Here is a 13,404-nt window from a genome sequence, read left to right on the forward strand (position 1 = left end):
TCGATCTGGTCATAGGCGCGGAAGTCGCCGAAATACTTGGTGATCGCAGCCGTCAACGTCGTCTTGCCGTGGTCAACGTGACCAATCGTGCCGATGTTAACGTGTGGTTTATTACGTTCAAACTTTGCCTTAGCCATGGTGCAGCCCTTTATACTGAGGGCCTGTCACCAGACCCAACCCTATCTGGCGGGCGATGTATTGGGTCTGAAGCATAAAATCAAGCGTTTGATGGTCAATCTCCAAACCTTTGCCTAAGATATTGTTTATTCTTGCTTCTTAGGTGCCCGGGTTATGACTGCATCCGCGGGGCGGTTGAACCATCCCTCGGCCTCATTCTGCTTCACCAGATAGGTCTCGATCGACTTCGCGGCGTTCTGACTCAGGTTTTTCAGTTGTTCCTCGGCCGTCTTGGTATACCCGGACCCTACAATCGGCCCTTGGTCAAACGATTCAAAGACGGTGATCTGCTGCGGCTCGGCATTAAGCTTGGTGCCGGAAGCGTCATCCCAAACCGTCAGGTTCAAGATCATGAGAGACTTCGGAGCCAACACCAGGGGGATACCCGGAGGGGCCAGAACATAACCCTCTACACTCACTCCGAAGTGATATTTGCGCTGCCCGTCATAGCGATCAAACCTTTCGGCGATGGCATTCTTGACCGCCGTGGTCAGAACCTCCTCGCTCACCTCGCGGCTGATCGGCAGCTTTTGGACCTTGGGTGCCACCACGATGTTATGATAAAGCTTGAAATCTCCCAAAGGCACGGGGGCCTTATCAAGGTCAGCGGCTCCGTTACAGGCAACCAAAGCCCCGAAACTTAACAAGACAGCTAAAACACGAAACATTTGGAGCCTCCCCGGCGCAAAGATACGCAATGCGATAGCGCATGGTCGAAAATGGTGCAATGTTTTGCCGCAATTCCGGTGGGATGATAATGCTTTCCCAGTGGAAAACAGCGAAAGGGATGTGAAATGACTACACGCCTGCCCGTCCGCGTGCCTCTGGTCACTGAACCTTGGGGTATCCTCAAGAGCCTGTCGATGGCCCGGCGCAATATATTGAGCATCATACCGCAAATCGCGACCACGCAACCGATGGTTTCTGGGAAGACCGGCAAGCGCTGGCACATGGTGATGGACCCTACGGCCATCCGTGCGATCCTGCTGGATCGCCTTGATGACTATCCCAAGTCGCTCGTCACCAAGAATTTGTTAAAACCAGCCATTGGTGATTCTCTGTTCATAGCAGAGGGCGCACATTGGCGGTGGCAGCGCCGCGCGGCAGCACCGGCCTTTTCCCATCGCAACGTGCTGAACCTTGCCCCGATCATGACGGCTGCCGCCGAACGGTCGTGTGGGCGTGTTGCGCAAGCCGGGCCTCGCGCGATTGATTTTCTGGGCGAGATGGTCACAACGACATTCGATGTTATCTCGGACGTGACCTTTTCAGGCGATGATACCTTTGACCGCAATGCGGTGCATGGGGCGATTGACGATTACATTGCCGAAGCGGGCAAGATCAGCCTATTCGATATCCTGGGCTTTCCCGATTGGGTCCCCCGCCCCGGCCGCATCATGTCTGGCAAGGCCCTGCGCGAGATGAAACAGGTTGCCGACCGGGCAATCGACGACCGTTCCCGGCGCGGCAACACCGGCACCCCTGACCTGCTGGACCTGTTATTGCAGGGTGAAGACCCCAAAACCAAACGCCGGATGAATACCGCCGAATTGCGCGACAACCTGTTGACCTTCATCGTTGCCGGGCACGAAACTACTGCGCTGACATTAGCCTGGTCGCTGTATCTGATGGGCTTTGACCAGACTACCCAGGAAAAGGCGCGCACAGAAGCGCAGTCGGTCCTGCAAGGGCGTGCAGCGACCGGTTCTGACGTAGATAACCTGCCCTATATACGACAAATTATCGAAGAAGCGCTGCGGCTATATCCGCCTGCAGGCATCATCTCGCGCAGCGCCCGCAGGCCTGACACATTGGGAGGCCGCGAAATACGGACCGGTGATACGGTAATGATCCCAATTTATGCTTTGGGGCGTAACAAGCTGCTTTGGGACGATCCCGATGCTTTTCGACCAGAACGATTCGATGATCGCAAGAATATCGACCGTTACGCGTATCTGCCGTTTGGGGACGGCCCGCGCATCTGCATCGGGGCAAGCTTTGCCTTGCAAGAGGCGGTGATCATTCTTGCGACGCTTCTGTCCCGCTTCAGATTTACGCCTGTGCCCGGCAAGGACCCCGAGCCGGTGATGATACTGACCCTGCGCCCTGAAGGTGGGGTATGGTTGAAGGCAGACCCGCTTTAGTCACATATCTTTTGCAAAGCTGCCCAGGAAGTATCGTCCAGAATCGGGGTGTAACTGCGCGAGGCATCTACCGCTGCCCGTGCTGCATCTATGCGCTGCGACAGCGTCGGGTGACTTAGAAAATGCGCCAACAATTGATTTGTGTCGCCCGCAGTATCACGCAAGAGATCAAACATGTCACCCATCACCGCGGGGGACACATTCGCCGCGCCCAACCGGGTGTATCCGAATGTGTCCGCATCGGTTTCCGCCTGTTGGCTGTAGCGTGCGCTTATCAGCCGCTCGGTCAGAAACAGGACCGCTGCACCCCCGGCGAAATCGCCAAACACCAGCCCGAGCACCCCGATAGACCCAGCCGAACGCAACGCATGACGGGTCGGATCCCGTGTCCAGACATGGCCCATTTCATGCGCAAGAACCGCGGCGATCTGATCCGGGCTTTCGGCTTGGTCGATCAGCCCGCGAAACAGCACGACGTAACCGCCCGGCAGCGCAAACCCGTTCGCCATCGGGTGATCCAGCACGTGAACGCTCAGATTCTCCAGACGATCCTTCCCTTGGTTCAGGGCATTGGTCATCCGGGTCAACGCAGCCACCCCGGCAGGGTTTTCGCAATAGGACAAGGGATCCAAGCCTGTATCATCCAGCACCCGCCGTATCTGATCAAGCGTTGCGGCCCCTAGCGCCCTTTCACCCGATGGAGGGATAAACGCTGCCAAGCGATCAGCCAACAATGGCACCAACACAGCAATTTGCAGTGCTACCGCCGCAACCGCCGCGACAGCCCAAGCTAGTAACCTGCGGCGGCCTCTGGCCGGTATCTTGCCACGCGGCGTCGGCAGAAATGTCATCAAACTGCGATCGGTCAGGTACAGCCGCGCCAAAGGGTCTGTGGTAAGGCGCAGGACGTACCCTTTTTTGCCCGCCAGGTCCGGCAAAAGGCGAATGTCTTTCACGGGCCAGAACAACGTGTTTCCGTCGTCCAGCCCGATTTGCAGATTGTGGTTCGCAAGATGCAGGCTGACTTCCTCGCCCACAGGGCGATCTCCGTCAAAATATGCGGACCCGAAACCGTCAAAGCCCCGGCTCATATCGCGGCCCCGACATCCAACGCTTCGGCAAATCCCTCTGCTTCGGCAAATTCGTCGCGTGCGCGCTGGCTGACGTAGCGCAGGCCATACCGCTTGGGCAATGATGTGGTTCTGGCCAAGTGACGCATCAGCGGAAACGTTACAAACGTGTTGTACAACACGTTCCACAACAAAAATATCGCCAGATAGAACATTACTAAAAGAGCCACCGCCACGGACTGCGGGATGTCCAAAGAAGCTTCTTCGATACCAAGGTCGAGAAACACAAGCGCACTCGGGCCAAAAACGGCCAATCCAGCGATAGCAAGCGCACCAACGCCGACAACCAGAACCGAATAGGCAATGAAGCTGCCGAATGTGTAGATGAATGCCACACGTGGCCCACTCAGCCGCGAAGCCAATGTGATGCCTTCCGCCGATTTATGCCCTGCCATCAACCGCTTGGATACAAAGCGATAATGTATCGCGCTATAGACGATGCCAGCCAGGGCGATCGGCACCAGCAAAAGCCTTTCCGGTCGGGCAAGAGGATACACCACTGTACCGTCTGTTAATATATCATGGGCTATGCCGCTCAGGCTCAAGCCCTCGGGACCGAAAACCGGATCGTACCATAAAATCCAGACCATCGACCCCGCCAATAGCAGCAACGCGATGATCAAGGGGATCGCGGCCCGGTAAAGCATTGACCAATGACCATCCTGATGCAATCTCGCTGATCCGAAATACGTCCGGTCAGTCACATATTTCTCAAGGTAAAACGTCATGCGCGGCCACAGCGCGCCCAGACTGATGAGGGTCACGCACCAATGAGCAACGGCGCGCCACGTGTATCCCCATGCAGCCTTTTCCAGGCCAAAGCGGACACCACGCCAACGGGTACGGGACAAGACATAGCGCCGCGCCCGGTAGCGGGCATAGAACCACAACGGCACCACGCCGGCAAAGCTTGCGAGGTATCCAACGGACGCAGTTGAAAACACTGCAAAGCTCAGGAACATCAGCAACAGGTTCACGATACCGATGTAAAAGGTCAAGATCACCACCGCGATGAAGAACCCAAGCAGCTTTTCCAGAGGCTCTCCGACATATTCCATGGGATGGCCGCCGGGGCGGATCGCCGACCAATACCAGCGTCGCAGTCTGGTCTTCATCCAGAAACGATAAAATCCTAGCGTGATGATGGTGAAGAAACCGGTTTTCAAGGCGAGCCAGAACAAGGCACCGCGCCTTCCCACGAAATCGACCGACATGCCCTCGGCAGCTGTTTTGGGGTAGGTCAATAACGCGTCTGTCACCGGACGCTACAGTCAGCCAAAGCGATTGTTGCGCGGAAATCCGCGTGGGGCCATCCGCCCAGCGGTCGCCCGTTTGCCAACCCATTCGTCCAGATCGACAACCGAACGCGTGCGCCCCGCGGGATCGAGCCAGTTTAGCCCTTCCTCGCGTTTGAAGGTAGTCGCATCCGACAGTCCACCATCCTTGTACTTCTGTAACCGCACCCCTTTGCCGCGTCCCATTTCCGGCAACTCGTCCACCCCAAAAACCAGCACTTTGCGGTTCTCACCGACGACGGCGACAGCATCCCCGACGACAGGGGCACAGATCATCGCCTTGGCATCTCCACGTACGTTCAACACCTGTTTGCCACTGCGCGTCTGCGCCAGAACATCGTCTTCGGGCACGATGAAACCATCCCCGGCAGAGGAAGCGACAAGGAGTTTGCGCTCGGCTTTATGAATGAAGATATCGACAATCTGAACTTCGTTCGGCAGGTCAACGATCAATCGCAAGGGTTCACCCATGCCGCGTCCGCCGGGCAGGTTCGCGGCTGAAACAGTGTAGAAACGGCCATTTGAACCAAAGACCAAAAGCCGGTCCGTCGTTTCGGCGTGGAAGATAAAACGCGGCCCGTCACCGTCTTTGAACTTCAGCTCTCGATTCAGATCGATATGGCCGGTCATGGCGCGGATCCAACCCATTTGGGAACAGACGACTGTGATAGGCTCACGGTCGATCATCGCTTCAAGAGGCACGTCTTCGATCACGCCGGCCTCGGCGAATGATGTCCGTCTGCGCCCGACATTCTTGCCGTCGAGTATCCAGTCTTTACCAAATTGCTTTTTCGTCGCGCGAAGCTGGTCCACAATGGTGTTCCATTGCAAACTCACGTTATCCAGCAAGTCCTCAAGACCGGACCGCTCTTCCATCAGTTCCGACTGCTCGCGCAGCAGCGCGATCTCTTCGAGACGGCGCAAGGAGCGCAGGCGCATGTTCAGAATCGCATCCGCCTGAACTTCACTTAGCGAATTTTCCGTTGTCGGCGCTGGCGAAAGGTAATCAGCCTCGCTTGTCGCGCGCACATGATCCTTACCCCAATCCTCGGCCATCAAGGCGGCTTTGGGGTCGTCATCGTAGCGAATGATATCGATCACCCGGTCAAGGTTCAGGAACGCGATGATGAAGCCTTCCAGAACTTCCAGACGGTGGTCTATTTTCTCCATCCGGTGTGCTGATCGGCGCTGTAGCACCTCGCGTCGGTGATCCAGAAACGCCTGAAGCACCTCCTTCATCGAGCAAACCTTGGGCGTCAGCCCGTCGATCAGGACGTTCATGTTCAGCGAGAACCGTACCTCAAGGTCGGAGCTGCGGAACAGCGTGCCCATCAGGACGTCAGGGTCAACGTTCTTTGACCTTGGCTCGATAATCAGACGGATATCTTCCGCGGACTCGTCACGAACATCACCCAGTATCGGAATTTTCTTGGTCTGGATCAGTTCGGCGATCTTTTCTATCAGCTTCGACTTTTGAACCTGATACGGGATTTCAGTGATGACAATCTGCCAGACGCCGCGCCCCAGATCTTCGACTTCCCAACGACAGCGCAACCGAAAGCCGCCCTTGCCGGTACGGTAGGCGTTGGCGATATTTTCAGGCGGCTCGACAATGATCCCGCCGGTGGGAAAATCCGGGCCTGGCACGAACTTCAACAACGTATCGTCGCGCGCATCAGGTGTTTTGACCAGATGGATGCAGGCATCTACCAGTTCCGAGATATTGTGCGGCGGGATGTTGGTTGCCATGCCCACGGCAATACCCGACGACCCATTTGCCAACAGATTGGGAAACTGGGCAGGCAGGACCACCGGTTCGGTAAGGGTGCCATCGTAATTTTCACGAAAATCGACCGCGTTCTCGTTCAATCCTTCCAGCATCGCTTCGGCTACGGCGGTCATCCGCGCCTCAGTATAGCGGCTTGCGGCTGGGTTATCACCGTCGATATTGCCAAAATTACCCTGACCGTCGACCAGTGGATAGCGCACGTTAAAATCCTGCGCCAAACGCGCCATGGCGTCGTAAATCGCGGCATCACCGTGCGGGTGATAGTTCCCCATCACATCGCCGGAAATTTTTGCAGACTTCCGGAAACCTCCGGTGGAATTGAGCCGCAGTTCGCGCATCGCATAAAGGATTCGCCGGTGTACGGGCTTTAGCCCATCACGTGCATCCGGCAGAGCACGGTGCATAATTGTCGATAATGCATAGGTGAGATACCTATCCCCAAGCGCCAGGCGCAACGGTTCGGTGGTATTACGAGGGTCAAGCTCTGGCGGCGTGGTAATATCAGACATCCAAGCTGTTTAGCCAAGCGCGGGTGAAGCGGCAAGCGGCTGTTTGTGGCGCAACCATTCAACATAAGATCAACTGTCGCTGTACTGCAACGTTGTAATCAATTTGGAACCGTTTTCCGCCTATGGGGTTAGTAACCCAAGAGAGATCGGCACGGATCAAATGTCGCGCTCTCAAAAATATGCTGATTTGGGGACACTGCCATGACAAAGTTTATCTTACTAACATTCGGCTTCTTAGGCTGGGCTTTTTTCGAGATGAGCGGCGGTACGGATTTCAAGCCTGCTAGCCAAACTCTTGCAGCGAATGATGCAACCCAAAGAAACATCATTTTACGGCTTACCAGTCATGATGAACCCAGCGCCACCACGGTAGCAACTAAGGTCAAGCCGGTTGATACAACGCCTAAGGGCTATGGCAACAACGACGTAAAGCGCGTTGCGCTGAACTTGACCGCGGCCCGTAACAACACCGGTGCAAAAAACGCAGCCTTTGTCACGAATGCGGCATATGTGCCCGTTAGTGCTTCCGGGTCCAGCTCCACAGCAGCGTCCCCTGCTGTCCTGCAAACCACCGACACCTCTAACGAAACTGTAGCTAAGTCCAACGATGTGAACGCCACAGCCGATATTCGTTCGGTAAACGGTAACCGGGTTAACCTGCGCGGCGGCCCTGGCACCGACTACGGTGTCGTTGCAAAAATGGGTCGTGGTGACATGGTAGAAGTTATCCAGGACAATGGCGACGGTTGGGTCAAGTTGCGCTCGGTTGATGGCGGCTCCGAAGGTTGGATGGCAGACTTTTTGTTGACCCGCAGCTAAGCGACATTGCTAACTCCCTATCAAAAGTGACAAAGAGCCTCTAGCAAGAGGCTCTTTTTTTATGACCGTCAAAACGATTCTGATTACTGGCTGTTCTTCGGGCATTGGCTATGCTGCCGCCTGCGGCCTGCGCGCCCGGGGATGGCGCGTATTCGCCACATGTCGCCAGCAAGTTGATTGCGACCGGCTCAAAGCCGAAGGGTTCGAAAGCCCCCTTCTTGACTATACGGATACCGCAACGATCCACACTGCGCTTTCTCAGGTATTGGACACGACGGGCGGGTCACTGGACGCAGTCTATAACAACGGCGCGCACGCGACCCCCGGGGCCGTTGAGGATTTACCGACCGATGCGCTGCGTGCAATTTTCGAAAGTAACTTTTTTGGCTGGCACGAGCTGACCCGACTTGTTCTTCCAGTGATGCGAGCCCAGGGTCATGGGCGCATTGTTCACTGCTCGTCAGTGCTGGGGCTGGTCGCGTTACCCTGGCGAGGCGCGTACAATTCCACCAAATTCGCCCTTGAAGGCCTGACCGATACGCTGAGGCTAGAGATGCGCGGCAGCAATATCCGGGTTATTCTGATTGAGCCAGGCCCGGTCACATCCAAGATCAGGGTGAATTCCATTCCACATTTCGAACGTTGGATAGATTGGGAGAATTCCCCACGCAAAACGCAGTACGAGGCCCAGTTGCGCAAGCGCCTGTATCAAAGCCGCGGCCCCGATACATTCGAGCTGCCTCCCGAAGCGGTGGTGAAAAAGCTGGTTCATGCGCTTGAATCACCCCGCCCCCGGCCGCGTTATTATGTCACGACACCAACGTATATTTCCGGGATTCTGCGGCGTGTTCTGCCCACACGGACGCTGGACTGGGTCCTCGCACGGTAATTTGATGTTGCACAGGGCTGTTGCGCCGTTACACCATCCATAACAATGGAGGAATTCTCATGCCTGCTGATCCGCTGTTCATCCTTGTCGTCATCGCCGTCATAGCGGTCGTGATCATTCTGGTGCTTGGCTTGGGTGGTTTCGCCAGCGGCGGTGAATTCAACAAACGCAATTCCAACAAGCTGATGCGCCTCAGGCTGATCGCGCAGTTCATCGCAGTGATTTTGATTGTGATATATGTTTACCTAAAAAAAGGCATAGGTTGATGGTTGTTCTTAACAAGATCTACACCCGCACAGGTGACAAGGGCGACACAGCCTTGGGTAACGGAGAACGCGTTGCCAAACACAGTTCGCGCGTCGAAGCTTACGGCACGTCCGACGAGCTGAACTGTTTTGTAGGTGTGGCGCGGTTAGATGCCAAAGGCGAAACCGACGCGGCTTTGTCACGTATTCAGAACGATCTCTTCGATTTGGGGGCAGACCTGTGTCGCCCTGATATGGAAAAGGATGAACAGGCGGAATATCCCCCTCTGCGTCTGGTGACGGCCCAGGTAGAACGTCTGGAACAAGAAATTGACGTGATGAATGCTGACCTCGAACCGTTGCGCAGTTTCATCCTGCCGGGCGGGACCGCATTGGCTGCGCATCTTCATGTGTGCAGGACCGTCGCGCGCCGCGCTGAACGTCTGACGGTGTTGTTGGCAGAACAAGAAAATATCAATACCGTAACTGTGAAGTATCTGAACCGCCTCAGCGATTGGTTTTTTGTCGCGGCACGCGCGTCGAACAACGGGGGAAAAGACGACGTTTTATGGGTTCCAGGTGCAAACAGATAGTTTTCGTTCAACACAACGCCGCGTCGGAAGACGCTAAAACGCCGTTTTTTGGCTGTTTTGCATCGCCAAGCTTCGTTACACCAACATGAGAGAAAATGACTCGGCCCCAAACCCCGAGTCGTCAACCGAGGAGAGATAACGCTGATGAAGGTATTGGTACCTGTTAAGCGCGTGATCGACTATAACGTTAAAGTACGTGTAAAAGCGGACGGAACGGGTGTTGATCTTGCCAATGTAAAAATGTCGATGAACCCGTTCGATGAAATTTCCGTCGAACAAGCGATCCGCATGAAAGAGGCCGGTCAGGTCGAAGAAGTCGTGGTCGTATCCATTGGCGTCAAGCAATCGCAAGAAACGCTGCGGACTGCGCTGGCGATGGGTGCCGATCGCGCGATCCTTGTGGTGGCGACTGACGATGTTCACAATGACATCGAACCGCTGACTGTTGCCAAGATCCTGAAAGCCATTGTCGAGGAAGAGAACCCCGGTCTGGTGCTCTGTGGCAAGCAGGCAATCGACAATGACATGAACGCCACCGGTCAGATGCTGGCCGCCCTCATGGGCTGGTCGCAGGCGACTTTCGCGTCAAAGGTCGAAATCGACGGCGACAATGCGGTTGTTACCCGCGAGGTTGACGGTGGATTGCAAACTATCAAGGTTTCCATGCCGACTGTCGTCACGGTCGACCTGCGTTTGAACGAACCCCGCTACGCGTCGTTGCCAAACATCATGAAGGCCAAGAAAAAGCCGTTGGATGAAAAGACCCCGGCTGATTACGGCGTCGAGGTCGAGAATCGCCTCGAGATCGTTAAAACGGTTGAGCCCTCTGAACGTGCCGCCGGTATCAAGGTCGACTCTGTTGATGAGCTGGTCGCAAAACTTAAAGAAGCGGGGGCTGTATAATGGCTGTTCTACTCCTTGCAGAAGTAACAGATGGCGAATTGGCAATGGACGCCACAGCCAAGGCTGTAACGGCAGCGAAAAAGCTTGGCGATGTGACCGTTCTGTGTGCCGGTAGCTCTGCCGCCGCCGCTGGCGCATCGGCTGCCAAGATTGACGGTGTTGCAAAAGTGCTGGTCGCAGAAGATGCCACGCTGGGACACCGCCTGGCAGAATCCACGGCTGCGTTGATCGTATCGATGGCGGATGCATACGACCATATCGTTGCGCCAGCGACGACGGATGCAAAGAACGTAATGCCTCGCGTGGCTGCATTGCTGGATGTCATGATTATTTCCGATGCGTCCGGCGTTATAGATGCGGATACGTTTGAACGCCCGATCTATGCGGGCAACGCGATCCAGACGGTAAAGTCCTCTGATGCGAAAAAGGTCATTACCTTCCGCACCTCGACCTTTGATGCCGCCGGTGAAGGTGGGTCTGCGTCTGTCGAAACCGTGTCGGCCGTGTCTGACCCTGGCCTGTCGTCTTGGGTCGAAGATCACGTTGCCGCAAGCGATCGACCCGAACTGACCTCTGCTGGGGTTGTGGTATCGGGCGGACGTGGCGTCGGGTCGGAAGAGGATTTTGCGCTGATCGAAAAACTCGCCGACAAGCTCGGGGCCGCTGTCGGCGCTTCGCGTGCTGCGGTGGATTCGGGCTACGCCCCGAACGACTGGCAGGTGGGGCAAACCGGCAAAGTTGTCGCGCCGCAGCTATATGTTGCAGTCGGCATATCGGGTGCCATCCAGCACCTGGCGGGCATGAAAGACAGCAAGATCATCGTCGCGATCAACAAGGACGAAGAGGCACCTATCTTTCAGGTGGCCGACTACGGCCTTGTTGCCGATCTGTTCGAAGCCGTGCCAGAGCTGATAGAAAAGCTGTAAACGACCGTTTCATCATGAAGGGCCCGCACATTGTGATGCGGGCCTTTCGCTTCTCATAAGACGTCGTTCAGCGCGCCGACAATCGCCTCTGCAGCTTCCGTGTGAGCTCGCACCCCGGGCATTTCACGGGCGATATGTGCCTCGAACGGGTCGAAGAACATCCCCTTTAAACCTTCCAGCTGAGCCAACGGCGATGGAACGACGTACACCAGCCTGTCTGCATGGGTGCGAACGTCATCTATCATGGCGGGCGTCACGAACAGCGGGTCAGCCCCTAACCCGGCGTCCGTCCGGCTTGAACCCGCTGTTTCCGGTTCAGCAAACCAGAGCAGGAATACTTTACCCTGTATCTCTCTTAACCTTTCCTGCATTCGGTTTACCCAACTCGCCTGCAGTTCTTCGCGCACAACCTCAAAACGGCTTACCGATAATCTGCGTAATGTCTGCAAAAGATGCTTGTTGAAGTGGAATTCCGCAAAATCAACCTCGGGGAACAGCCGCTTTAGCGCAGCGGACGGGGCGACAAACCGGTCGTTTCTGCGGGGGTGAACCGTATAAAATCGGTTTGTCATATTCTGGGTGCCGACAATCTGGACCACGGTGCCATCAGCATTCGCAATCGCGTCCTGGATAGACGGGTCGCCGAACAACACGTCCGTTCCAGCGTTTAAGTAGCCAAAATTCGCACAACAGATATTGGTTTTTTTCTGAACCAGAGCAACGAATGGGTCAGCTATAAATCGTCCATAGGTTTCTGTTCCGCCGATAAACGCCAGATAAGGATGATCCAGCTTTGATTTAGGCCCGCGGAACAGCAACCTCGACATTCCATACCGACACGGAAAATAGTCGAGAGCCCCCGGCCCTCTCGCATTGTAGGTCATTATTCCCAATCCTTTATTGATACCCGGAAGCGACCATCGGTTGAGGGTACTTCAATTCCGTTAAAGATTGAATTTTTGCAAACTTGTCGGGATAACCCGCTCTTGCGGGTACCTTGCCGCAGGCCCTATGGTATGCGGGGATAGCAAGGAGCAGTGCATGGACATCCAAACAATCGGCATCGTGGGCGCGGGACAGATGGGCAACGGTATCGCCCATGTCATGGCGCTGGCAGGATATGACGTGCTGTTGACCGATGTCAGCGCGGAGGCGCTTCAGAAGGCTATTGATACAATTACCGGCAACCTTGACCGTCAGGTCGGACGAGGAAAAGTGACCGAGCCTGACCGTGACGCCGCGCTTGCGCGGATCAAGACGACGCAGACGCTGAGTGATTTGGGGCAAAGTGATCTTATCATAGAAGCTGCCACAGAGCGCGAAACGGTAAAGCAAGCTATTTTCGAGGACCTTATCCCTCACCTGAAACCGACCACGATCTTGACGTCAAATACATCGTCGATCTCGATCACCCGTCTGGCCAGCAGGACAGAGCGGCCCGAGAAATTTATGGGATTTCACTTTATGAACCCCGTCCCAGTGATGCAGCTGGTTGAATTGATCCGCGGCATTGCCACGGACAAGGAGACCTTTGCATCCTGCCGCGCCGTGGTCGAAAAACTGGGAAAAACCGCGGCGACGGCCGAGGATTTCCCCGCGTTTATCGTTAACCGCATCTTGATGCCGATGATCAATGAAGCTGTCTATACCTTGTATGAAGGCGTCGGGTCTGTGGAATCGATAGACAGTTCACTTAAACTTGGCGCGAACCATCCCATGGGTCCGCTGGAGCTGGCGGATTTCATAGGGCTTGATACGTGTCTGGCCATCATGAACGTCTTGCACGACGGCTTGGCGGATACGAAATATCGCCCCTGCCCCTTACTGACAAAGTATGTCGAGGCCGGCTGGCTTGGCAGGAAATCTCAACGCGGGTTCTATGACTACCGCGGAGACACTCCGGTACCGACCCGGTGAACGCCGGGTGCATATCCAGTTTGGGGGCCAGCCCCCAAGCCCCCGGGATTTAGAACCATCTGGAATTG

The 13,404-nt window shown here is 55.6% G+C and carries 14 protein-coding genes; 8 read left to right on the forward strand and 6 right to left on the reverse strand.

Translation table 11 applies throughout. The annotated features are described in order from the left end of the window. Positions 1 to 137, reverse strand: a 137-nt coding sequence (locus tag AC13DE_RS04285) for a GTP-binding protein (protein WP_273101514.1), incomplete at its 3' end; no start/stop codon positions are given. Between the two features lie 126 nt (positions 138 to 263). After that, positions 264 to 845, reverse strand: a complete 582-nt coding sequence (locus AC13DE_RS04290; RefSeq protein ID WP_446297555.1) for a hypothetical protein — start codon at positions 843 to 845, stop codon at positions 264 to 266. Between the two features lie 126 nt (positions 846 to 971). Between AC13DE_RS04290 and AC13DE_RS04295 the strand changes: the two genes are divergently transcribed. After that, complete coding sequence (locus AC13DE_RS04295; protein WP_483047155.1) at positions 972 to 2,321, forward strand: cytochrome P450; 1,350 nt, start codon at positions 972 to 974, stop codon at positions 2,319 to 2,321. Here the strand turns inward: AC13DE_RS04295 and AC13DE_RS04300 are convergent. From AC13DE_RS04300 to AC13DE_RS04310, 3 genes are read right to left on the reverse strand one after another with little or no spacing between them, the layout of a single operon-like run. Then, positions 2,318 to 3,412 (reverse strand): M48 family metallopeptidase, encoded by a 1,095-nt coding sequence (locus AC13DE_RS04300; protein ID WP_446313096.1) that lies wholly within the window; start codon positions 3,410 to 3,412, stop codon positions 2,318 to 2,320. The genes AC13DE_RS04295 and AC13DE_RS04300 overlap by 4 nt on opposite strands. Continuing rightward, positions 3,409 to 4,665 (reverse strand): DUF898 family protein, encoded by a 1,257-nt coding sequence (locus AC13DE_RS04305; protein WP_483047226.1) that lies wholly within the window; start codon positions 4,663 to 4,665, stop codon positions 3,409 to 3,411. The genes AC13DE_RS04300 and AC13DE_RS04305 overlap by 4 nt, the downstream gene beginning before the upstream one ends. 57 nt (positions 4,666 to 4,722) lie before the next feature. Continuing rightward, positions 4,723 to 7,044, reverse strand: coding sequence for a DNA topoisomerase IV subunit A (locus tag AC13DE_RS04310; RefSeq protein ID WP_483047156.1), 2,322 nt, complete (start codon positions 7,042 to 7,044; stop codon positions 4,723 to 4,725). 201 nt (positions 7,045 to 7,245) lie between these two features. On the opposite strand from AC13DE_RS04310, the gene AC13DE_RS04315 reads away from it, so the two are divergent. From AC13DE_RS04315 to AC13DE_RS04340, 6 genes are all read left to right on the forward strand, one after another. Next, on the forward strand, positions 7,246 to 7,863 hold the full coding sequence (locus AC13DE_RS04315; protein WP_483047157.1) for an SH3 domain-containing protein: 618 nt from the start codon (positions 7,246 to 7,248) through the stop codon (positions 7,861 to 7,863). A gap of 61 nt (positions 7,864 to 7,924) precedes the next feature. After that, the gene (locus tag AC13DE_RS04320; protein ID WP_483047158.1) at positions 7,925 to 8,752 is read left to right on the forward strand and encodes an SDR family oxidoreductase; all 828 of its coding nucleotides are present in this window, start codon (positions 7,925 to 7,927) and stop codon (positions 8,750 to 8,752) included. 59 nt (positions 8,753 to 8,811) lie between these two features. Continuing rightward, complete coding sequence (locus tag AC13DE_RS04325; RefSeq protein ID WP_446314289.1) at positions 8,812 to 9,018, forward strand: twin transmembrane helix small protein; 207 nt, start codon at positions 8,812 to 8,814, stop codon at positions 9,016 to 9,018. Further along, the gene (locus AC13DE_RS04330; protein ID WP_483047159.1) at positions 9,018 to 9,590 is read left to right on the forward strand and encodes a cob(I)yrinic acid a,c-diamide adenosyltransferase; all 573 of its coding nucleotides are present in this window, start codon (positions 9,018 to 9,020) and stop codon (positions 9,588 to 9,590) included. The genes AC13DE_RS04325 and AC13DE_RS04330 overlap by 1 nt, the downstream gene beginning before the upstream one ends. Before the next feature lie 144 nt (positions 9,591 to 9,734). Then, positions 9,735 to 10,493, forward strand: coding sequence for an electron transfer flavoprotein subunit beta/FixA family protein (locus AC13DE_RS04335; RefSeq protein ID WP_446297563.1), 759 nt, complete (start codon positions 9,735 to 9,737; stop codon positions 10,491 to 10,493). Beyond that, positions 10,493 to 11,419: an electron transfer flavoprotein subunit alpha/FixB family protein gene (locus tag AC13DE_RS04340; RefSeq protein ID WP_446297564.1), complete on the forward strand. Its 927-nt coding sequence runs from the start codon at positions 10,493 to 10,495 to the stop codon at positions 11,417 to 11,419. Before AC13DE_RS04335 ends, AC13DE_RS04340 begins: the two co-directional genes overlap by 1 nt. A gap of 53 nt (positions 11,420 to 11,472) precedes the next feature. On the opposite strand, the gene AC13DE_RS04345 is transcribed toward AC13DE_RS04340, so the two are convergent. Beyond that, complete coding sequence (locus AC13DE_RS04345) at positions 11,473 to 12,303, reverse strand: DUF6473 family protein (RefSeq protein WP_483047160.1); 831 nt, start codon at positions 12,301 to 12,303, stop codon at positions 11,473 to 11,475. A 157-nt stretch (positions 12,304 to 12,460) separates the two neighbouring features. Here AC13DE_RS04345 and AC13DE_RS04350 point away from each other — a divergent pair, with 157 nt between their 5' ends. Next, a complete protein-coding gene (locus AC13DE_RS04350; protein WP_483047161.1) occupies positions 12,461 to 13,336 on the forward strand; it encodes a 3-hydroxybutyryl-CoA dehydrogenase in 876 nt (291 codons plus the stop codon). The last annotated feature ends 68 nt before the right edge of the window (positions 13,337 to 13,404 follow it).

The sequence above is a fragment of the Sulfitobacter sp. L-8 genome, from assembly GCF_056859255.1.

What these genes read in the sequence shown, in the direction of transcription:
- AC13DE_RS04290 (WP_446297555.1), bottom strand. Translation starts at nt 845, where the DNA reads ATGTTTCGTGTTTTAGCTGTCTTGTTAAGTTTCGGGGCTTTGGTTGCC.
- AC13DE_RS04295 (WP_483047155.1), top strand. Translation starts at nt 972, where the DNA reads ATGACTACACGCCTGCCCGTCCGCGTGCCTCTGGTCACTGAACCTTGG.
- AC13DE_RS04300 (WP_446313096.1), bottom strand. Translation starts at nt 3,412, where the DNA reads ATGAGCCGGGGCTTTGACGGTTTCGGGTCCGCATATTTTGACGGAGAT.
- AC13DE_RS04305 (WP_483047226.1), bottom strand. Translation starts at nt 4,665, where the DNA reads ATGTCGGTCGATTTCGTGGGAAGGCGCGGTGCCTTGTTCTGGCTCGCC.
- AC13DE_RS04310 (WP_483047156.1), bottom strand. Translation starts at nt 7,044, where the DNA reads ATGTCTGATATTACCACGCCGCCAGAGCTTGACCCTCGTAATACCACC.
- AC13DE_RS04315 (WP_483047157.1), top strand. Translation starts at nt 7,246, where the DNA reads ATGACAAAGTTTATCTTACTAACATTCGGCTTCTTAGGCTGGGCTTTT.
- AC13DE_RS04320 (WP_483047158.1), top strand. Translation starts at nt 7,925, where the DNA reads ATGACCGTCAAAACGATTCTGATTACTGGCTGTTCTTCGGGCATTGGC.
- AC13DE_RS04325 (WP_446314289.1), top strand. Translation starts at nt 8,812, where the DNA reads ATGCCTGCTGATCCGCTGTTCATCCTTGTCGTCATCGCCGTCATAGCG.
- AC13DE_RS04330 (WP_483047159.1), top strand. Translation starts at nt 9,018, where the DNA reads ATGGTTGTTCTTAACAAGATCTACACCCGCACAGGTGACAAGGGCGAC.
- AC13DE_RS04335 (WP_446297563.1), top strand. Translation starts at nt 9,735, where the DNA reads ATGAAGGTATTGGTACCTGTTAAGCGCGTGATCGACTATAACGTTAAA.
- AC13DE_RS04340 (WP_446297564.1), top strand. Translation starts at nt 10,493, where the DNA reads ATGGCTGTTCTACTCCTTGCAGAAGTAACAGATGGCGAATTGGCAATG.
- AC13DE_RS04345 (WP_483047160.1), bottom strand. Translation starts at nt 12,303, where the DNA reads ATGACCTACAATGCGAGAGGGCCGGGGGCTCTCGACTATTTTCCGTGT.
- AC13DE_RS04350 (WP_483047161.1), top strand. Translation starts at nt 12,461, where the DNA reads ATGGACATCCAAACAATCGGCATCGTGGGCGCGGGACAGATGGGCAAC.